Source organism: Lysinibacillus boronitolerans JCM 21713 = 10a = NBRC 103108 (assembly GCF_000772935.1).
GTDB classification, from domain to species: domain Bacteria; phylum Bacillota; class Bacilli; order Bacillales_A; family Planococcaceae; genus Lysinibacillus; species Lysinibacillus boronitolerans.
Genome location: NZ_JPVR01000075.1, coordinates 194,270 through 215,865, shown reverse-complemented (window position 1 = coordinate 215,865; position 21,596 = coordinate 194,270). Strand labels below are relative to the sequence as shown.

Genomic DNA, 21,596 nt, shown 5'->3' with positions numbered 1-21,596 from the left:
TGTAGTGGAACGTAACGAAGTCCTCGCACCTGAAAAGCAGGGGCTATTAATCAACATAAAAAAACAGGCCGTGTGTCCACCGCCTGCTTTTTAAGCTTGTAAAGCTTTATTTACTTCATCACGCACTTCGAAAATATCAAATGGTTTTGTAAAGTAACGAATGGCTCCTAATTCTAACGCTTCTTGCACAACATCCAGCTCTCCGTATGCTGTCATCATAAAAACAGGCAGCTTCGGAAACTTCTCTTTTAAACGTCTCAAAATTTCAATACCATCCATTCCAGGAATTTTCATGTCCAGCAAAACACAATCCATCTCTTGTTCGTCTGCATACTTTAATGCCTCTGAACCATTAGCTGCTAAATATGTAATATACCCTTCCTTTTTCAGCACTTCATTTAAAAGTAAACGAATTCCTTGCTGATCATCGACAATTAGTAATCGTTTCACATCACATTCCGCCCTTTTTAGTTTTATTCTTACACAAAAACTTTCTTTATTATGTATAATTCTCCTTTTTCAGCTTAATACCTTCTAGTATTATAAATTATCTGCTTTTGCTTTCTACCTTTTACCCCCTATAATATGAATAGAGGTGGGAACATGTCAAAAATTCTAACAACACAATTAAGTGGATTATTACAAAGAATTACTCAAAATGAAGAAGATGCTATCGAAGAGACAGCAAGGTTATTAGCACAAGCCGCAATTGGCGAAGGAAATGTCTATTTTGCTTGCTTTGGAGAAATGCAGATTGTGGAATTAAATGCACTTCAAGCAGTTGAACCGTTTAGCAAGTTAGCACCATGGACTTCAGACACAAGCTTAACAGAAGCTGATCGTGTTTGCATTTTTACTCGTAGTGCAAATGATGAAGAAGCACTCGTCTTAGCTCAAAAATTAAATACACAATTTATTCCCTTTGCTGCTGTAGCTAGTGAAGCAGCTAGTGTAGAAAACCCTCTTGCAGATTTAGCCTATACGTATGTTTCTACACGCGTTAAAGGCGGTTTAATACCCAATGATCTAGGTCAACGTATTGTTATACCACATGCACTTGCAGGACTCTTTGTTTATGAAGCTGTCAAAATGGCTTATGATGAAATGCTTGGGTTAGATGAAGAAGAATTGTAGTGATCAATTTAAAAAGAGTTGTCTCGTTATACACGAGACAACTTTTTTGATTATTTAAATGTTGCGCCGATAAAGTCACGGAACAATGGTTGTGGACGATTTGGACGTGACACTAGCTCTGGGTGGAATTGACATGCTACAAAGAAATTGTTTTCTGGTAGCTCAATAATTTCAACCAATTTGCCATCAGGGCTTGTACCTGAGAAGACAAGTCCAGCTGCTTCCATTGCCTCACGATATTCATTGTTAAATTCATAACGGTGACGATGACGCTCATAAACAAGCTCTTTCCCATAAGCTTTGCTTGCTTTCGAACCATCTTTTAATTTACATGGATATAAGCCTAAACGTAAAGTACCACCGATATCCACAGTATCATTTTGATCTGGTAGGAAGTCGATAATTGGATACTCTGTATTTGCATCAAGCTCTGTAGAATGAGCACCTTTTAGACCAAGAACATTACGTGCAAATTCTACTGTTGCTAATTGCATACCTAAACAAATGCCTAGGAAAGGAACATTATTTTCACGTGCATATTGCGTCGCTAAAATTTTACCTTCAACACCACGATCACCAAAGCCGCCTGGTACTAAAATAGCGTCAGCACCTTTTAATAGCGTGGCAACATTGTCAGCATCAACGTGTTCTGCATTAATCCAGTCAATTTCAATATCAGAATTAAATGCATATCCTGCATGCTTTAATGCCTCAACTACAGAAATGTAAGCATCTTGTAGTTCTACGTATTTCCCTACTAATGCTATCTTTCTTTTATTTGGTAAGTTTTTCACTTTTTCTACAAGGTCACGCCATTCTTCCATGTCTGCCTCTGGTGCTTCAATGCCAAAATGATCTAAAACAATATCATCTATATCTTGCGCATGCAGGTTTAATGGTACTTCATATAAATGCTCAGCATCACGAGACTCAATAATTTCATGTGGTTGAACATCACAGAATAATGCTAATTTCTCTTTCATATCTTGTGGTACTTCTTGCTCTGTACGGACTACGATAATATTTGGCTGAATACCTAAAGAGCGTAATTCTTTAACAGAATGCTGTGTAGGTTTTGTTTTAAGTTCGCCAGCTGCTTTAATATAAGGAATAAGCGTACAGTGTATATACATTACATTGTTATGCCCTAAATTTGTTTTCATTTGGCGAATGGCTTCTAGGAATGGTAATGATTCAATATCACCTACTGTTCCACCAACCTCTGTAATGACAACGTCTGCATTTGTTTCACGACCAGCACGTTGAATACGATCTTTGATTTCGTTTGTAATATGAGGAATTACTTGGACAGTTCCACCGTTATAATCTCCACGACGTTCTTTCTGTAATACAGATTGGTAAACACGACCTGAAGTTACTGTAGAATGTTTCCCTAGGTTAATATCAATAAAACGTTCATAGTGTCCTAAGTCTAAATCAGCCTCAGCACCATCATCTGTTACAAAAACCTCACCATGTTGATAAGGACTCATCGTACCTGGGTCAATATTGATATATGGGTCAAATTTTTGAATCGTAACTTCTAACCCACGATTTTTTAATAAACGGCCCAAAGATGCTGCAACAATCCCTTTTCCAAGTGATGATACAACCCCACCTGTTACAAAAATATACTTCGTCATGAATAAATTCCTCCTTATGATGTTCTAAAATATTAGTGCGTTTAGGGGGGATCAGAACCATTTACATTCTAATACCCTAAAAAAAGAAAAGCCGAGAATGTCTACAAAATGTAGTCGATTCGAAGCTGTAATCGGTTCTATCTCTTTTCCACTTTCCTTTAAACCATAAAACTCTAATAACTTTTCAGTCACCGTTTACTATACATCATGAATAATTAAAAACATTTATATTCATATCGATATTAAAAGTATGGGAGAACTAAAATGATTAAAGTTAAAAACAAAAAAACGCTCCTCCTGCATAGGTTTGCAGGGGGAGCGTATTATATACACGGTCTTTCTCCTTCTTTTAAGGAGCCCAAGTAAAAGATTAAACGTAACCGCGATAGAAGTCAAGATTTTTTGCTTCTAGCTTAAAAGAAAGAAAATTCTAAGAGTACTGTATTAGATCTCTTCCTCTTCTTCTTCAAATTCTTCTTCCTCTTCATCAATAAACTCTTCATCGATTTCTTCATCAATTTCTTCTAGTTCTTCATCGTCAAAGTCGATATCTTCTTTATCGTCATCTTCTTCCTCAAGATCCTCTTCATCAATGAACTCTTCAAAGTCTTCATCAAAGTCGATATCTTCTTCATCTAAGTCTACATCTTCATCAAGATCTTCATCATCAAAGGCAGCTTTAGATTTTTTCTTTTGAGTTTTAACAGAAGGTGCTGTTTCTTCTTCGATTTGCTCTACTTTAAACCATTCACGTAAGCCCCAGCCTGCTTCTTGATTATATAAGAAGCGACCATCAATATTGATATCTGTATAAAATTGTAACAGACGGGATTTCATTTCTGCATCACTGTAGCCCACAAGCTCTTGAATTAATTTTAATAAATCATTAAAAGACACTGAGGCACGTTTTTCATTTAAAATTGCATAAGCTAAGTTAATTAACGATTCTTCTGTTAATTGTTCCTTTGTCATTTCACGAAAATTCAATTCGTGCACTTCCTTTCCCTCGTCACAATGGACGTTTTAAAATTACATGGTGCTTTATTCTCCAAGCGCAGCAAAAAAGGCCACGCAAAAGGTACTTTCCATACAATAAGCATAATACCCATTATATACAAAGTTTTAGCCCCTTTGCTAGCTTCAATTACTGTTTTTTATATTACGCATTTTTTTTATTCCAAGATAAAACAAATAGACAGATAATAGTAGTAAAGGAATAGCGCCAATTTGCTTATTATACAGGAAAAAGGCTCCCAATACTAAAGCTAATATAATTATGTAGTGAATAGCTGATTTCATCCTCTACTGCGCCTCCCCTTTTTTTACATTTCTATTATAACGAAAATAAAAAGAAGTGCCTAATCTTAAGACTAGACACTAGAAATTAGAGAAGCATGATGCTTGAAGTAGAATACAAGAAGTTTTGATCAACCTTGCTTACATATTACGACGATATTGTCCGCCAACTTCATATAAAGCTTTTGTAATTTGCCCTAAACTTGCTACCTTTACTGACTCCATCAGCTCAGCAAAAATGTTACCATTATTGACAGCCACTTCTTGTAGACGTGCAATCGCAGCTTCACTTTCCTCTTCATGTGCTTTCCAAAAGGCTTGTAAATTACGAATTTGCGTCTCTTTTTCTTCTGTCGATGCACGAGCAATTTCCATATTATCTATATCAGCATCTGAAGGTGGATTTGGGTTCAAGTAAGTATTAACACCAATGATTGGTAACTCTCCTGAATGTTTTAACATTTCGTAGTACATAGATTCTTCTTGAATTTTACCACGTTGGTATTGTGTTTCCATAGCACCTAACACACCGCCACGATCATTGATACGATCAAACTCTTCAAGAACCGCTTCTTCCACAAGATCTGTTAATTCTTCAACAATAAACGCGCCTTGTAGTGGGTTTTCATTTTTTGCTAGACCATGCTCTTTTGTAATAATCATTTGAATTGCCATAGCACGTCTTACAGATTCCTCCGTAGGTGTAGTAATGGCCTCATCGTAGGCGTTTGTATGCAATGAGTTACAGTTATCTTGTAATGCCATTAAAGCCTGTAATGTTGTACGAATATCATTGAAATCAATCTCTTGTGCGTGTAAACTACGCCCAGACGTTTGAATATGATACTTTAGCTTTTGAGCGCGCTCATTCGCACCGTATTTATCACGCATTACAATCGCCCAAATACGTCTTGCGACACGACCGATTACTGTATACTCTGGATCTAGTCCATTTGAGAAGAAGAATGATAAATTTGGTGCAAAGTCATTGATATTCATGCCACGACTTAAATAATACTCTACATACGTAAAGCCATTAGCTAAGGTGAAGGCTAATTGGGAAATAGGGTTTGCTCCAGCTTCCGCAATATGATAACCCGAAATGGAAACAGAATAATAGTTACGTACTTTATGGTCTATAAAGTATTGCTGAATATCGCCCATCATACGTAAAGCAAACTCTGTTGAGAAAATACATGTATTCTGTCCTTGATCTTCCTTTAGAATATCTGCTTGCACTGTTCCACGTACAACCTGCAATGTTTTTTCACGTGTCTCGGTAAACTCTTCAACTGTCAGAGTTCGTCCTAGCTCTTGCTCACGTAATTGAACTTGTTGATCGATTGCTGTATTCATAAACATTGCTAAAATAATAGGTGCTGGTCCATTAATAGTCATTGATACAGATGTAGACGGTGCACATAAATCAAACCCAGCGTAAAGCTTTTTCATATCTTCTAGTGTACAGATCGATACACCTGATTCACCGACTTTACCGTAAATATCTGGTCGGTAATCTGGGTCCTCCCCATACAATGTCACGGAGTCAAAGGCTGTAGATAATCGTTTTGCATCATCATCCTTCGATAAATAGTGGAAGCGTTTATTTGTACGTTCTGGTGTTCCCTCGCCAGCAAATTGACGCTTCGGATCTTCACCCTCACGTTTGAATTGGAAAACACCTGCCGTATATGGGAATTCTCCAGGAACATTTTCTTTATAAACCCAACGCAAGATTTCCCCATAGTCTTCAAACTTCGGTAATGCTACTTTTGGAATTTTCGTGCCAGAAAGACTAGTTGTTTTTAAGATGGTACGAATTTCTTTATCGCGAACTTTAGTCACAAACTCATCACCAGCATAAGCTTCTTTTAATGCCTGCCAATTATCCAATATACGCTTGGATTCTGCTGTTAATTCATCTCTAACACCTTCTGCTAAAGAAGTAAGCGATGCCACAAGCGCATCATCTGGCGCTTTTTCTTGAACGGCGGCAATAGCACCTTCTAATTGGAATAGTCGTCGAGCAAATCCTACCTGCTGCTCTGTTTTTTTATGATAGCCACGGACAGTGTCCGTAATCTCACGTAAATAATAACGGCGATCGTTTGGAATGATAACATCTTGCTTTTGCGTTTTCGCAAATTGCTCATAGCTTGTTTCCCAATTAAAGCCTGTTTTTTCATTAATTATTTTAACGAGGGCGGCAAATAATGCATTTGTTCCTTTGTCATTAAATTGGCTAGCAATTGTACCGTAGACTGGCATGCTATCAAGTGATTCATCCCAAAGTTCACGTGAACGTTGATATTGTTTTTGTACTTGTCGAAGGGCATCCTCTGAGCCTTTTCGCTCAAATTTATTGATCGCAATAACATCTGCAAAGTCAATCATATCGATCTTCTCAAGTTGTGTAGGTGCACCAAATTCGCTTGTCATGACATACATGGATAGATCCGTGTATTTAGTAATTTCGGCATCACCTTGACCAATTCCACTTGTTTCTACGATGATTAAGTCATAACCTGCTACACGTACTACATCTAGCACATCACCAATTGATGCAGATAATTCAGTACGTGAGCCACGTGTTGCTAAACTACGCATATAAACGCGGTTATTAAAAATAGCATTCATACGAATACGATCCCCAAGCAATGCTCCACCCGTTTTTTGCTTTGTTGGATCAACGGATAGGATGGCTACACGTTTATCTGGGAATTCTTTTAGGAAGCGGCGAATCAGTTCATCCGTTAAGGATGATTTCCCTGCACCACCTGTTCCCGTAATCCCCATTACAGGCGTACCCTTTGAAAGCTTTCTTGCCTCTGCTAGCATTTCTTTCGTAGCTTCATCGTCATTTGACTCAGCTGCTGTTATTAGATTGGCTAAAATCTCAGGCGTCTCTGTGGTTAAAGCCTTTAATTTCTCTAAATAATTACCTGTTGCAGTCGGAAAATCTGTTCCTTTAATTTGTTCATTAATCATTCCTTGTAGCCCTAAAACACGGCCATCCTCTGGTGAGAATATCCCTGCAATACCATACGTATGAAGCTCTTTAATTTCACGTGGTAAAATAACTCCTCCACCACCGCCATAAATTTTAATATGTGGTGCTCCTTTTTCACGCAGTAAATCATACATATATTTAAAGTATTCCATATGTCCGCCTTGATAAGAAGAAACAGCAATCCCTTGTGCATCTTCCTGTATCGCAGCATTCACGACTTCTTCAACAGAACGGTTATGACCTAAATGGATTACTTCTACACCGCTCGATTGTAAAATGCGTCGCATAATATTGACTGAAGCATCATGTCCATCAAAAAGACTCGATGCTGTCACAAAACGTACGTGATTTTTTGGACGATATACTTCTACCTTTGTCATATGAAATCCCCACTTTCTCCCCTTATTGAATAAAAAAAGCCAGCAATTGCAATATCGCGATATGCAATTGCTGACAAACCCCTTACAAAATATTAGAACCCCTTTATGCCTGAAATGAACAAGGTGATTTGCATGTCAATGAATTCGTCTATAGAGTGCTGACGATGTAAAGCCCATTTGCGGAACGCCCAACTTTGTCCTGAAACAACTAAGTTATTGGCTGCTAAATGGATTTGCTTGTCTGTCATTGTTAGTTCGCCAGACTGTACACATCGCTGTAATAAGCGTTCAAATGTGGCAACCATTTCAAATTCTTTACTAAAGACATAGCGTTGTGCTTCTTTTGACAATGATTTTGTTTCTTGATACATGATTGTTAGCTCATCAACCATACTATCGATTTGCAGGAAGTATTCCCGGATCATTTCTTTTAGCTCATCAATTGTTCCTGCTTTAATCTCATAACTTGAAAGACGCTCCATTGCATGGTGATAGATACTGTCACAAACAAGGTATAGAACATCTTCTTTCGTTCGAATATATTCATACAAAGTACCGATACTAAAGCCAGCAGCTTTTGCAATCTCTCTCGTCGTGGCACGGTGAAAGCCTTTTTCTTTAAATAACTTAATAGCTCCTTGAATCATTTGTTCACGACGAATGGCGATTAGGTTTTCATCTTTTACGGTTGACTGGACTTGGGGCCTTTTATCTTTTTCAGTCATCAATTATTTCGTTAGCATACGCGAGATTACAAGACGTTGAATCTCCTGCGTACCTTCGTAAATTTGTGTAATTTTAGCATCACGCATAAAGCGCTCTACTGGGTAATCTTTTGTATAACCATAGCCACCAAATACTTGAACCGCCTCTGTCGTTACACTCATTGCTGTATCGCCAGCCATTAATTTCGCCATTGCAGATGCCTTACCATATGGTAGGTTATTAGATTCTAACCATGCCGCCTGGTATGTAAGAAGTCGAGAAGCCTCTATTTGAGTTGCCATATCTGCTAATTTGAAGGAAATACCTTGATTTGCAGTGATCGGTTTACCAAATTGCACACGTTCTTTGGCGTAGTCAACTGCTGCATCTAAAGCTCCTTGTGCAATTCCTACTGCTTGAGCCGCAATACCATTACGTCCACCATCCAGTGTCGTCATCGCAATCTTAAAGCCTTCCCCTTCAGCTCCTAATAGATTTTCCTTTGGAACACGACAGTTATCAAAAATAATCTCTGTTGTTGGAGATGAACGAATTCCTAATTTCTTTTCTTTCTTCCCTACAGAGAAACCTTCAAATCCAGCTTCCACGATAAATGCGGATGTGCCATGTTTTGCTTCTGGATCTGTTACTGCAAATACAATATATGTATCTGCTACTCCACCGTTCGTAATAAAGATTTTTGAGCCATTTAAAATATAATCATCGCCATCACGTTTTGCATAAGTTTTCATGCCGCCCGCATCAGAGCCAGAGCCAGGTTCTGTCAAACCATAGGCACCAATATGTTTACCTTCAGCCATTGGGCGAAGATATTTTTGTTTTTGTTCTTCTGTACCGAACTTGTAAAGAGGCCAACCCGCCAGTGAAGTATGTGCAGATAAAGTTACCCCAGTCGAAGCACAAACACGTGATAATTCCTCAACAGCAATGACATATGCAAGGTAATCAAATCCTGCACCACCATATTCCTCAGGCCATGGAATACCAGTAAGCCCAAGCTCCGCCATTTTGTCGAAAATCGCACGGTCAAATTCTTCATTTTCGTCACGTTCAGCAGCTGTTGGCGCCACTTCATTTATAGCAAAATCACGAATCATTTCACGTAATTGTTCATGCTCTTCTGTTAACTGAAAGTTCATTGTCCATTTCCCCTTTTTAGTTAGACTCTGTTTTGTGTTACCTGATTATTGTTAGGTTGGATTGAGCGCTTCTCTCACTTTTTAGAGCAGACCTACACGCTTTATGAGCGTGTCTCCCTCACTCTGGAATGTTTCCATCACTTTGTACCATTCCTAATATCAGGCTTTATTTCAGTAAATGTTTACTAATGACTAGTCGTTGAATTTCACTTGTACCTTCATAGATTTCTGTCACCTTTGCATCGCGGAAATAGCGCTCTACTGGATAATCTTCCGTATAGCCGTAGCCGCCAAATATTTGAACAGCTTCTATTGCCGTTTGTACCGCTGTTCGTGATGAGAAAAGTTTAGCCATTGAAGCTTCTGCTCCACATGGTAAACCTTTTGCACGTAAATCAGCTGCACGATAGACTAACAGTTTTGCAGATTCAACAGCCGTTGCCATATCCGCAAGCTTAAAGCCAACACCTTGTTGCGCGGCAATCGGCTTGCCAAATTGAATGCGTTCTTTAGCATAAGTAGTAGACGCCTCTAGTGCCGCCTCAGCAATTCCTAACGCTTGTGCCGCAATGCCGATTCGTCCAACATCTAAATTAGCCATCGCGATTTTAAAGCCTTCTCCCTCTTCCCCAAGTAGGTTGTCGGCTGGAATGCGACAATTATCGAATGTCAGCTGAACAGTACGTGAGCCGTGTAAGCCCATCTTATGCTCATCTTTTCCGATGATTAAACCAGGTGTTCCCTTTTCAACGATAAATGCCGAGATACCCTTTGTTTTTTCAGCTGGGTTAGTAGAGGCGAATACAATATACACATCAGCTTCTCCACCATTTGTAATAAATACTTTGGAGCCGTTAATCACATATTCATCGCCATCACGCACTGCCTTTGACTGTAAAGAGCCAGCATCTGAGCCTGCACTTGGTTCTGTTAAACAAAATGCGCCTAAATATTCGCCTGTTGCAAGCTTTGGTACATAACGTTTCTTTTGTTCGTCATTCCCAAAGTAAATAATTGGATTCGTTCCAACTGAAGTATGGACGGATAAAATAACACCCATTACAGCGCTTACTTTTGATAGTTCATTAATCGCAATAATATAAGATGTAAAATCCATACCAGAGCCACCTAAGTCTTCTGGAGTCGTAATCCCCATTAAGCCAAGTTCACCCATTTGCTGTAGAAGCTCACGTGGAAATTCTCCCGCTTCCATTCGCTCCACCCATGGTTGAATTTTTTCCTGAGCAAATTGACGAACCATATCGCGCATCATAATTTGCTCATCTGTAAATTGCAAATGCATCTATAATGTCACCCCTCTAAGTTGTCCCGAAACATCTAAATAACCCCATCCCCATAGGATTATTCGTAAACGTAAAAACCTCTTCCTGATTTCTTACCTAACCAGCCAGCCGCAACGTATTTACGTAGCAGTGGACAAGGGCGATATTTACTGTCTCCAAGACCCTCATGTAAAATTTCCATGATGTAAAGACAAGTATCTAAACCAATGAAGTCTGCCAATGTTAATGGCCCCATCGGATGATTCATACCAAGCTTCATCACATCATCAATTGCTTCTTTTGTCGCTACACCTTCGTAAAGTGCGTAAATCGCTTCATTAATCATTGGTAGTAGGATTCGGTTTGAAATAAATCCTGGGAAATCATTCACTTCTACAGGTGTTTTCGATAATTTAACCGTCATCTCTTCAACAGCTTTGTACACTTCATCTGTTGTTGCTAAGCCTCGAATGATTTCGACAAGTTTCATAACTGGTACAGGATTCATAAAATGCATACCAATTACTTGCTCTGGACGTTTTGTTACTGCTGCAATTTCCGTAATAGGCAGTGAAGATGTATTCGTAGCTAAAATAGCATGTGCTGGCGCAATGCCATCAAGTTGCTTAAAGATAGACTGCTTAATTTCCATATTTTCTACAGCTGCTTCAATGATAATATCTACATCACTAGCATCCTGTAAATCTAGTGACATACTAATTCGACCTAGAACAGCAGTCTTCTCATCTTCTGTTTTACGACCTTTTTCTACATCACGTGATAAATTTTTCGTAATAACCCCTAATCCACGCTCGAAAAATTCTTGTTTGATATCGTTCAATTTCACATCAAAGCCTGCTTGTGCACAAACTTGGGCAATGCCAGAGCCCATTTGCCCCGCACCAATGACCATTACCTTTTGAATTCCCATTAGTTCAGTCCCCCTGTTTTTGGTACTTCAATCATAATTGCATCACCTTGACCGCCGCCTGAACAGATTGCAGCAATGCCGATGCCACCGCCACGACGCTTCAATTCCTGTGCAAGTGTTAATATTATACGTGCACCAGATGCCCCAATAGGATGACCTAAAGCAACTGCACCACCATTAACATTCACTTTTTCTGCATCTAAATCTGCCAACTGCTTGCTAACTAAAGCGACCGCCGCAAAGGCTTCATTGATTTCAATTAAATCAATATCTGCTAATGATTTATTGGTCTTTTTCAGTAATTTATTAATAACAAGACCTGGTGTTTGTGGGAAGTTTTCAGGCTCAAGCGCAAGCTCTTCATGACCAATAATTACTGCCAATGGTTCTCTACCTTCACGTTTTGCACGTTCCTCACTCATGACGACAAGTGCACATGCACCGTCGTTAACCCCAGGTGCATTACCTGCTGTAATCGTGCCATCCTTGTCAAAGGCTGGTTTTAACTTCGCCAGTATTTCCAAAGACGTTCCTGCTCTTGGCGCCTCGTCTATATCAACAATAAGTGGTTCACCTTTTCGTTGAGGAATCTCTACTGGTACGATTTCTTCAGCAAAGTAACCTTTTTCAATTGCCGCTAGCGCGCGTTCATGACTGCGTACTGACCAAGTATCCTGTTCTTCTCGACTTAGCGAGAATTCTTTAGCTGTTGCATTACCATAGCTACCCATATGCGGTCTTGCTTTATCGAAAGCACATGTTAAGCCGTCATATAGCATGCCATCTACCATTGTAGAATCTCCCATACGCAAACCGTTTCGACCATTCAGAAGATAATATGGTGCATTGGACATAGATTCCATGCCACCCGCAATAATCACTTCTTCGTCCCCTAAACGAATCAATTGATCTGCTAATGTCACCGCACGCATCCCTGAAGCACAAACTTTATTGATTGTTTCTGTTTTTACTGCTGTTGGTAAATTGGCCTTCAGTGCAGCCTGTCGAGAAGGAATTTGACCCTGTCCCCCTTGTAAAACAGAACCTAAAATTACCTCATCCACTTCCTCAGGTGCAAGATTTGCTTTCTCTAATGCCCCTTTAATTGCAATCGCACCTAAATCACTTGCATGTAATGCTGATAACGAACCTCCAAATTTACCAAATGCAGTTCTTGCTCCTGCTAAAATTACAGCTCTATTCAAGTAAAACACCCCTTTTGTTTTACGTTCTCGATGAAGCTGCAAAGCATCATTGACTGAACGCTCGCTCGACTTCTATCGAGGAAAAATGGGAGTTTATCATCTCAACTCCCATTCCCATTTAATCTTATTCTACAAAACAATTTTTTATTGTGCAATTTATATTTTTCAGATAACTAAAATATTTCTGCAATAGCAATCATTTTTCTGCGTTCGCTTCCATATTCTCGTCTTGTTGAGCATTTTCTATAGATGCTACCACTTCTTCGTATGTTTCTTCTGTTTCTTCTGTTTCTTCTGAAGAAGGATTAACTACCTTTACTTTTTCACCGAACACGGAACGCTCTAGTAATTCTGCAACATCAAATGTTCCAATAGAGTCTTCAACCTCTTTAGCCTTTGTACCATCCTCTAGCATTGTTAGGCAGTACGGACAGCCCGATGAAATAACTGATGCATTTGTTGCAAGAGCCTGCTCAGTTCGCGCTACGTTAATGCGATTTCCTACATGCTCTTCCATCCACATTAAGCCACCACCAGCACCACAGCACATCGCTGTTTCACGATTACGTTCCATTTCAACAAGCTTCACGCCAGGGATACCTCGCAGAATTTCACGTGGGGCATCGTACACATCATTGTAGCGGCCTAAATAACAGGAATCATGGAAAACAATCGTTTCATGAACCTCATAGTTTAGCGCTAGACGATTTTCCTCAATTAGCTGATTTAATAACTCAGTATGATGATACACTTCGCCTTTCCAGCCAAAGTCTTGATATTCATTTTTAAAGATATTGTAAGCATGAGGATCGATTGTTACAATTTTCTTCACGTCATTTTTCTCAAACTCATCAATATTCGCTGTAGCTAGCTCTTGGAATAAGAATTCATTCCCTAAACGGCGAGGTGTATCCCCAGAGTTTTTCTCTTTATTACCTAAGATTGCAAACTTCACACCAGCTTCGTTTAATAGGCGACAGAAAGCTAAAGCAATTTTTTGAGAGCGGTTATCGAAAGCTCCCATCGAACCAACCCAGAATAAATATTCCATTTCCTCACCAGATTTTTTTAGCTCTTTTACAGTTGGGATTTGGATTGTTGGATCTAGATCACGCCAATTTTCTTTTTCCTTACGGTTTAAGCCCCAAGGATTACCTTGTCGTTCGATATTCGTCATTGCACGTTGAGCATCAGGATTTACTTTTCCTTCAGTCATTGTTAGATAACGACGTAGATCAATGATTTTATCAACATGCTCATTCATTACTGGGCATTGATCTTCACAGTTACGACATGTCGTACAAGCCCAAATTTCCTCTTCTGTAATGACATCGCCAATTAAAGATGGACTGTAAATATCCTCAATTACAGCACCTTCAGCACCAGCTGCCATTGCAAGTTGATTACCCTTTGTATTGGCAAAGAATTGATAAGGCACCCATGGTTTTTGTTTTGTTACAACAGCGCCCGTAAATGTTAAATGATCACGCAATTTCACGATTAAATCCATAGGAGACAGCATTTTTCCTGTTCCTGTTGCTGGACACATGTTTGTACAACGTCCACATTCTACACAAGAGTATAGATCGAGCATTTGCTTTTGCGTGAAGTCCTGTATGCGTCCTACCCCAATAGAAGGCATATCCTCTTCGCTTTCAGCATTTTCTCCTGCTTCTTCTAAGGCCTCAAAATCAATTGGTGTTAATGTGCCCGTACGATCTAAACGATTCATGTAAACATTAAGTGGACTGACAATTAAGTGGAAATGTTTAGACTGCGGTACGTACACAAGGAACGTTAATAGAATTAAAAGGTGTGCCCACCACATTACATAAAACACGCCAGCGGCAACTGATGTAGGTAGGAAGCCAAAAATAGCAGCAATACTTGAAGCAACTGGCTCCGTATAAGTTAATCCCTCACCATGCCAAATTAATCCCATACCATTAGCGAATAATGTAGATACCATTAATCCCCCAATGAAAATTAATACAAGACCATTTTTCCATCCTCGTTTTAACCGCACCAGCTTTTCAACATAACGGCGGTAAAATGCCCACACTACCGCGATTAAAATCATTAAAACTACAAGCTCTTGGAAGAATGTAAAGACACCATAAAAAATGCCTAGTGGCAGATGTGATTCTGGTGCTAGTCCTTTCCAAATTAAATCAATGGCCCCTAACTGTACCATCAAAAATCCATAGAAAAACATAACGTGGATTAAACCACTCTTTGGATCCTTTAATAGCTTATTTTGACCAAATACATTGACCATAATATAACGAAGTCGTTCTTTAACACTTTCATCAAACTCAACCTTTTTCCCCAATTGCACATACTTATAGCGTGTTTTCAACAGGTAGAAGAACAATCCTACTGCATAAAGCACAACCACGACTGTTAAGACAATGTTAGCAATTAATAATGGACTCATGGTTGGTCCCCCCTTTAGTTTGTCGTAATTTTCTCTCTTTGTGACGAATTTGCTAGTTCATACAGAAATGTACTTCACTTTATCATTATATTCCTATTCTAATAAATGAGTGAGCATTCAGTCAACATAAAACGGAAATATTTCTGATAATTTTATATTCTTACATTTTACAAGAAAAAAAGCCACCCTGAATTTTTCCAAGGTAGCATTTTTTACTTTCCTTATCAATTTATACTTACTGAATATCATAGATTCAGTACACGTCTGAACATTTGCTAAAAAAGCAAACAAGCCTCTATCCCTCATAGGGGAAAGGAGGCTTTATTATCTGACCTTTTAATATGACTACAAAAACATTTACTAAATCAAACTTTTATTTTTTAAAAACATTTCCGCTGCGAATATATTCAACATCCGCTACGTTTAAGCGCGCATTTACAACACGTGCAGCTGCAAATAAATAATCTGATAATCGATTTAAATATTTTTGTACAACCTTTGGCACATCTTCAACTTCTTTCATAAGCGTCACCATTTCACGCTCTGCTCGACGTGCAACCGTGCGGGCAATGTGTAAAGTTGCCGCTGCTGGTGCGCCTCCTGGTAAAATAAAACGTTGTAAAGGTGGCGCTTCGTCTGATAAAGCATCTATACGAGCTTCAAGTACTTCAATCGGTTGCTCTGTTAATTTATAATGGCGTTCTTTCATCACATTAGCAAGGTCTCCACCAGCATCGAACAGCTCATGCTGAATTGTTTCTAGGTCTGTTAAAATATCTTTGAAAAGGGCTTGATCTAATTCACTTACTGCCTTCCCAATAAAGGAGTTTAATTCATCAATTGCTCCATATGTTTCCACACGTAAACTATCTTTATCAACACGTCCTCCAATAAGACTTGTTTTCCCCGTATCGCCTGTTTTCGTGTAAAGCTTCATTTCTCTCATCTCCTAAAACTGGTTTTTATAATTCCTAATTGCCTGAACTGTTGTTTCATAGACACCCTTTGCAATCATTTTACCAACTTCCGTAATTGGGCCACCATACAGCATTTCTTCCCCTTTTTGAGTTGCAGCAATTAACAGACTATCTGTAGCAGTACCTGTTGCAATGGTTCCACTGCGCTCATCACGAATATTTTCTGATTGCAACGCCTTTGTTTTTGCCTCAGTTGCTGTCATTAATGCCTGAAAAAATGCCTCTTCCGATAAACAACCATTAATGATAACCCATGTATTAATAGTACCAATATATGGCTCATCTTGTCTTTCATGCACCCGAGATACATCAACTGCATTGCCTACGCCAGCTGTTACAGCTACGATTATACTGCCAAAAGGTGCTGAAAATTCATTAATGGCCACTAGAGCTGTTGGTACTGCTGTTAGCATAACAACAGTATTTGTAGGTGAAAAATTTTCCCTTTTTAAAAAATCACTAACTTCGCTTTTTACATCGCTGATAACATAATCACCAGGAACTGAACGATTTAATAAGCAATTATGCCAGCCAATACCTGGGTTATGAACTGCAGAGGATACGGTCTTCAAAGGAAGCTCTGCTTGAAGTTTGATATATTGCTCGGTTATCGTAAAGTGCTCTTTTGTAATGACAGCTCTCTGCTGGTAGTTAATAGTTGCGGGCATCATGGTAATTTGTGGTTTTGGTATTTCAGGGTGTGCATACGTAGTCACCCGTGCTTGGTAAACATCTTCAATTTGAGAGGCAATTAATACTTCATGGGGTACCCCCATTGCTCTCACTTGCCCACTCTCCATAAGTAACAATTCATCACAATAAAGCGACGCTAGATTCATATCATGTAGTACCATAACAACCGTTAAACCACATTCCAAGGCTTCCTTCCGAACCATATCTAAAATTTGACGTTGGTGTGCAATATCTAAATGATTAGTTGGTTCATCCAGTAATAGAATTTCTGCAGCTTGAGCTAAGGCCTGTGCTACAAATACCCTTTGTTGTTCACCGCCAGATAAAAATTCCATCGGTGTATGCTCATATCGCTTTACACCTGTTTGAAGCATAGCATGTTGAACAGCCTGCTCATCTTGTGTAGACCAACTTGAGAAAAAGCCTGTTTGATGCGGATAGCGCCCTAGTGAAACTGCCTCTCTCACACTGTTCGAGAAAGCATTTGCATGAAGCTGTGGTAATACAGCCATTTTTTTCGCCAAAGCACGAGCATTATAAGAAAGAATATTTTGTCCATCAATCGAAATGGTTCCAGCAGTAGCAGGTAAAATACCACTCATTACTTTTAATAATGTAGATTTCCCGCTACCATTCGGCCCTAGAATGCCAAGAATTTTCCCCTTTTCAACGGTAAAACTAATGTCCTTGACGATTGGTATATCTTCATAGCCACCTGATAGATGTTCAACAACAATCATGCCCGTACCCCCTTGCTTCTTCGCTGCTTATAAAAAATATAGGAGAAAACAGGTGCTCCAATAAATGCCGTAATTACACCAATTGGTAGCTCTCTTGGCACAATGATTGTTCGTGCTACTAAGTCGCAAATAATAAGTAATGTTGCACCATTAAAAAAAGATAATGGTAATAAGTGGCGATGATCTGAACCCCAAATCATCCTTGTCATATGCGGCACCACTAATCCTACAAAGCCAATTGTGCCAGAAACCGCTACAGCCGCTCCAGTTAACATGGAGCCACCTGCTAATATCAAATATTTACTGCGCTTTACATTAACACCTAAATGTTTTGCTCGCTCTTCACCATACAACAAAACATTTAGTTCTCGTCTTTGCGTCCATAGCATAATTGAACCTACAATCACAAATGGAATGATCATTTGGACATATGGCCAACCACGCATCGAAACAGAACCAAGTAGCCAGCCTATTACCTGACGTAATTCTTCACCAGATAAGGCAATCATTAATGAAATAAGGGAACCTAAAAATGAACTAAAAATAACACCTGTTAATATCAACGTTTCCATTTTCAATGAGCGGTCTACGAGTCTAGCAAAGCTCATAACAACTACCATCGTGATGATAGCACCAATCATACTGAAGGTTGGCAGCGCATACAAACCGACAACAGGTATAGAAATACTAAAAAAGATCGTTAAAACAGCACCAACAGAAGCCCCTGATGAAACCCCTAGTGTATATGGATCTGCTAATGGATTTTTTAATAAACCTTGGAATGCTGCTCCAGCAATAGCTAGAGATGCGCCTACTAGTCCCGCTAATAACACGCGAGGCAAACGAATTTTCCAAAAGATATTGGCGGCTGTTTCATCAACCGCCTTATTCCACAATACTTCTAGTGGAATATGAACTGAGCCTATCGCTACGCCACACCAGATGCTAATAAGAAGAAGCGTACATGTTAGTGTATAGGCTAGTGCTATTTTTTTCACTTAAATACCTCAGGATAGATCGCTTTTGCTAATTCTTCTAGACCTTCTGCTAAACGTGGTCCTTGACGACTTGTTGTGCTTTCATCTACCTGCACAATCGCATTATTTTTCACGGCATTAATCGTATCAAAGCCCGCACGTTTTGGTATCTTCGTTAAAATATCTGGTACATAATGATATGTCACCACGATGACATCTGGGTTTTTCGCGATAATTTGCTCTGCATCAATTTTATACCAATTATCGCCATCTACAGCTACATTCTCTGCATTGAGCATTTCAAGCATTGCATTCATAAATGTGCCATTACCAGCTGTATAAATATCTGGCTCATCCGATGCTTCAACTAACACTTTTTTTGGTTCAACGTCCTTGACTTTAGTCAAAATTCCTTCTACTTTAGCCTTCATATTAGCGACAATTTTTTCTGCCTCTGGTAATTTTCCTGTAGCACGTCCAAGCTGCTCAATTGTCGTATATGTTTCATTAAAGTCTTGTGCATTTTTCACTACAAATACTTTTAAACCTGCCGATTCAAGCTGTGCAATAGCCTCTTCTGAAAGAGACATACTAGATTCGTGAGAAAAAACGATATCTGGTTTTAAGGCAATAATTTTTTCAATATCGTATTCCATGCCGCCAACCTTATCCTTCTCAGCTGCCTCTGGTGGATAATCGTCGTTGTCAGTAACACCAACTATTTCATCATTTAAACCGAGTCCAAAAAGAATTTCAGTGTTACTTGGAATAAGTGAAACAATTTTCTCAGGAGGTGCTTCGAGTGTAATGTCCTTACCAAGGGCATCTGTTATTGTCATTGGGAATGTTGCTTCATCCACCTGTGCCTTTTCTTGCTGTGTTTGCTGCTCATTAGCTGGCTTGTTATCCTTTGCTTCCTGTCCACAAGCAGCTAGCAAGCCCACTGCTAAAAATGCTGATAATCCTATTTTCCAAAATTTCTTCATGTGAATCCTCCTTGGTTGATCCGTGCGATATTTCTTATTCTAATCAAAATAAAACCCCTCATCTTTGAAAGATGAGGGGTCAAAATCGCACCAAAAAAACTGATACAAAATCCACCACTATCCTCGTAGGTTGTATGTCGTTATAAAGGCAGGTCTCCTGGCTAGTGCTGCTTGCGATTTTTCAAGCCTTCCCGAAATATTCAGTGGCATCATTTGAAAAAACTCACACTTACAGTGGCGGGACCGCATCGGAATTACACCGATTTCCCTTTTCACTTTACTTAAGTAAAGAACCTTTATAATATTCAGTTGATTTCATTATACATGAAAATGAAAGAAGTCGCCTCCATTCAAGACGACTTCCAAGCTATTATACAATTTCAGAAAAGTATTGGACTGTTTTCATTTGAGCACCCATTTCTCTTAATGACCATGTCTGCTCTAAATAAACGTCCGCAAGTTTTTCATATTTCCCACCAAATTTATGTGCCCATTCAACCGCTACAACGCTTTCATAAAGATGAGCCATCTTTTTCGCCATATCTTTTGCTTCAAAAGTTTTCGTCGCTTCGTCTAAAGCGCTAAAGAGTTGTAGTTTCGCAGACATATCCTCCAATTTTTCTTTAACGATTTGTACCAATGAGCTGTCAGCTAATATGTCTAATCGTTCCTTCATCTCATGTACAAACAATTCATGGGCATGGAACTTATCTACCAAACGAATGAGTTCTAAGGCCAAAATATTAGCCGTCCCCTCCCACACCGTCAACACTTGCGCGTCTCTTAATAAGCGTGGCGTTACAAAATCTTCGATATAGCCATTACCTCCGTGTAATTCAATTGCCTCACTAGCATAATGAACGGCTTGCTCTGCCGTTTCCTTTTTCATAATGGCAATATATAAACGATTCATAATAAGGTCTTGCTGTGTTCCCTGTCCACTCGTCACTTTATCGTATAACTGAATAAGATCAAAAACTGTCGCTACCTCCACGTGCAACTTAGCTGCAAATTTACCTAAAGTATCCTGAATCATAGGGTATTGTATTAAGGGCTTGCCAAATGCATGTCGATTGGTTACATAATGTTTTGCCTCTAAGAAGCCGCGGCGCATAATACCAATTGAAGCGACTGCATTACAAATTCTTGATAGATTTAGTGCTTCTAGCATGTAATAAATCCCTTTATTTTGCTCTCCTACAACATAGGCAAGTGCACCTTCAAATTCTACCTCACCAGAGGGAACAGCCCGAACCCCTAGTTTATCTTTCAGTCGGCGAATACGTAGATGATTCGCAGTTCCATCTTCTTTGCGCCATGGAACTGCAAACAACGTTAAGCCTTTGGAACCTGCTGGCGCATCTTCTAGTCGCGCCAATACCATCGCTACACCACACATGCCTGCATTGGATGCAAAGTATTTTTCACCATATAGGCGATACGCAGTGCCATCCTTTCTAGCCTCCACCACATTTGCACCAACATCAGAGCCTCCTTGACGTTCTGTTAAAAATGTCGCACCTTCATATAAATCTGTGTCTCCTGTTGCACAAACATGTGGTAAAAAACGCTGCTTTACCTCTTCATCCGCATAATGATCTAATAGATAGGCAGTAGCCATCGTCAATGTTACGGGACAGTAAAAACCGGGCTCTGCATGTGATAGCATATAACCTTGCGCAAAGCTATAAACATAATTACCCTTGTGACCTAGCTGCGGAATATCCTTGTGTACATAGCCGACAATCCCTGTATTATATGTCTCTTCAATCGTCTTTTTATAGCCATCATTAACCCAAACCTCTGATATCTCTTCACCGTAGGCATCATATCTTTGAAGGCGAGGCTCTCCCTGTCGATCTGTATACTTTGCCCTCGTATCAATATCACCTGCACATAGCTCACCAAAATCTGTTAACTCTCGATGTGCATAGGATAAAAACTCTTTTTCTAACATCATTTCTAATATTTTTTGAAGCGTTTCATCCTCGGTAAAAAAGTTCGTAGTACGCAGTTCTTTTTGTTGTAATACTTTCATG

General features: G+C 39.3%; 16 protein-coding genes and 1 riboswitch. Of the genes, 1 reads left to right on the top strand and 15 read right to left on the bottom strand.

The window, feature by feature from the left end; genetic code table 11:
• Window positions 1-90: 90 nt before the first annotated feature.
• The gene (locus tag CD31_RS13290; protein ID WP_016995617.1) at window positions 91-450 is read right to left on the bottom strand and encodes a response regulator; all 360 of its coding nucleotides are present in this window, start codon (window positions 448-450) and stop codon (window positions 91-93) included.
• A gap of 153 nt (window positions 451-603) precedes the next feature.
• On the opposite strand from CD31_RS13290, the gene CD31_RS13285 reads away from it, so the two are divergent.
• A complete protein-coding gene (locus CD31_RS13285; RefSeq protein ID WP_036078238.1) occupies window positions 604-1,134 on the top strand; it encodes a DUF2529 family protein in 531 nt (176 codons plus the stop codon).
• Between the two features lie 50 nt (window positions 1,135-1,184).
• Here the strand turns inward: CD31_RS13285 and CD31_RS13280 are convergent, their stop codons facing one another.
• The 14 genes from CD31_RS13280 to CD31_RS13215 form a co-directional block, all read right to left on the bottom strand.
• Complete coding sequence (locus tag CD31_RS13280) at window positions 1,185-2,777, bottom strand: CTP synthase (protein WP_036078236.1); 1,593 nt, start codon at window positions 2,775-2,777, stop codon at window positions 1,185-1,187.
• Between the two features lie 444 nt (window positions 2,778-3,221).
• A complete protein-coding gene (rpoE, locus tag CD31_RS13275; protein ID WP_088364077.1) occupies window positions 3,222-3,764 on the bottom strand; it encodes a DNA-directed RNA polymerase subunit delta in 543 nt (180 codons plus the stop codon).
• 450 nt (window positions 3,765-4,214) lie between these two features.
• Complete coding sequence (gene icmF, locus CD31_RS13270) at window positions 4,215-7,463, bottom strand: fused isobutyryl-CoA mutase/GTPase IcmF (RefSeq protein WP_016993587.1); 3,249 nt, start codon at window positions 7,461-7,463, stop codon at window positions 4,215-4,217.
• Between the two features lie 92 nt (window positions 7,464-7,555).
• Window positions 7,556-8,188 carry a TetR/AcrR family transcriptional regulator gene (locus tag CD31_RS13265; protein ID WP_016993588.1) on the bottom strand — a complete coding sequence of 211 codons (633 nt, stop codon included), beginning with the start codon at window positions 8,186-8,188 and terminating at the stop codon, window positions 7,556-7,558.
• Between the two features lie 3 nt (window positions 8,189-8,191).
• The gene (locus CD31_RS13260; protein ID WP_016993589.1) at window positions 8,192-9,328 is read right to left on the bottom strand and encodes an acyl-CoA dehydrogenase; all 1,137 of its coding nucleotides are present in this window, start codon (window positions 9,326-9,328) and stop codon (window positions 8,192-8,194) included.
• 166 nt (window positions 9,329-9,494) lie between these two features.
• Window positions 9,495-10,631 carry an acyl-CoA dehydrogenase gene (locus CD31_RS13255; protein ID WP_036078232.1) on the bottom strand — a complete coding sequence of 379 codons (1,137 nt, stop codon included), beginning with the start codon at window positions 10,629-10,631 and terminating at the stop codon, window positions 9,495-9,497.
• A 59-nt stretch (window positions 10,632-10,690) separates the two neighbouring features.
• Window positions 10,691-11,542, bottom strand: coding sequence for a 3-hydroxybutyryl-CoA dehydrogenase (locus tag CD31_RS13250; RefSeq protein WP_016993590.1), 852 nt, complete (start codon window positions 11,540-11,542; stop codon window positions 10,691-10,693).
• Complete coding sequence (locus tag CD31_RS13245) at window positions 11,542-12,747, bottom strand: acetyl-CoA C-acetyltransferase (RefSeq protein ID WP_016993591.1); 1,206 nt, start codon at window positions 12,745-12,747, stop codon at window positions 11,542-11,544. The genes CD31_RS13250 and CD31_RS13245 overlap by 1 nt, the downstream gene beginning before the upstream one ends.
• 196 nt (window positions 12,748-12,943) lie before the next feature.
• On the bottom strand, window positions 12,944-15,184 hold the full coding sequence (locus CD31_RS13240) for a heterodisulfide reductase-related iron-sulfur binding cluster (protein WP_036078230.1): 2,241 nt from the start codon (window positions 15,182-15,184) through the stop codon (window positions 12,944-12,946).
• A gap of 373 nt (window positions 15,185-15,557) precedes the next feature.
• Window positions 15,558-16,121, bottom strand: a complete 564-nt coding sequence (locus CD31_RS13235; protein WP_004231536.1) for a cob(I)yrinic acid a,c-diamide adenosyltransferase — start codon at window positions 16,119-16,121, stop codon at window positions 15,558-15,560.
• Window positions 16,122-16,133: 12 nt separating this feature from the next.
• Window positions 16,134-17,594: an adenosylcobinamide amidohydrolase gene (locus CD31_RS13230; protein WP_036078229.1), complete on the bottom strand. Its 1,461-nt coding sequence runs from the start codon at window positions 17,592-17,594 to the stop codon at window positions 16,134-16,136.
• Window positions 17,591-18,592, bottom strand: a complete 1,002-nt coding sequence (locus tag CD31_RS13225; protein ID WP_004231533.1) for a FecCD family ABC transporter permease — start codon at window positions 18,590-18,592, stop codon at window positions 17,591-17,593. The genes CD31_RS13230 and CD31_RS13225 overlap by 4 nt, the downstream gene beginning before the upstream one ends.
• Window positions 18,589-19,557 carry an ABC transporter substrate-binding protein gene (locus CD31_RS13220; RefSeq protein WP_036078226.1) on the bottom strand — a complete coding sequence of 323 codons (969 nt, stop codon included), beginning with the start codon at window positions 19,555-19,557 and terminating at the stop codon, window positions 18,589-18,591. The genes CD31_RS13225 and CD31_RS13220 overlap by 4 nt, the downstream gene beginning before the upstream one ends.
• A 130-nt stretch (window positions 19,558-19,687) precedes the next feature.
• Window positions 19,688-19,870, bottom strand: a riboswitch (cobalamin riboswitch).
• Between the two features lie 57 nt (window positions 19,871-19,927).
• Window positions 19,928-21,595, bottom strand: a complete 1,668-nt coding sequence (locus CD31_RS13215) for an acyl-CoA dehydrogenase family protein (RefSeq protein ID WP_036078224.1) — start codon at window positions 21,593-21,595, stop codon at window positions 19,928-19,930.
• Window position 21,596 lies beyond the last annotated feature (1 nt).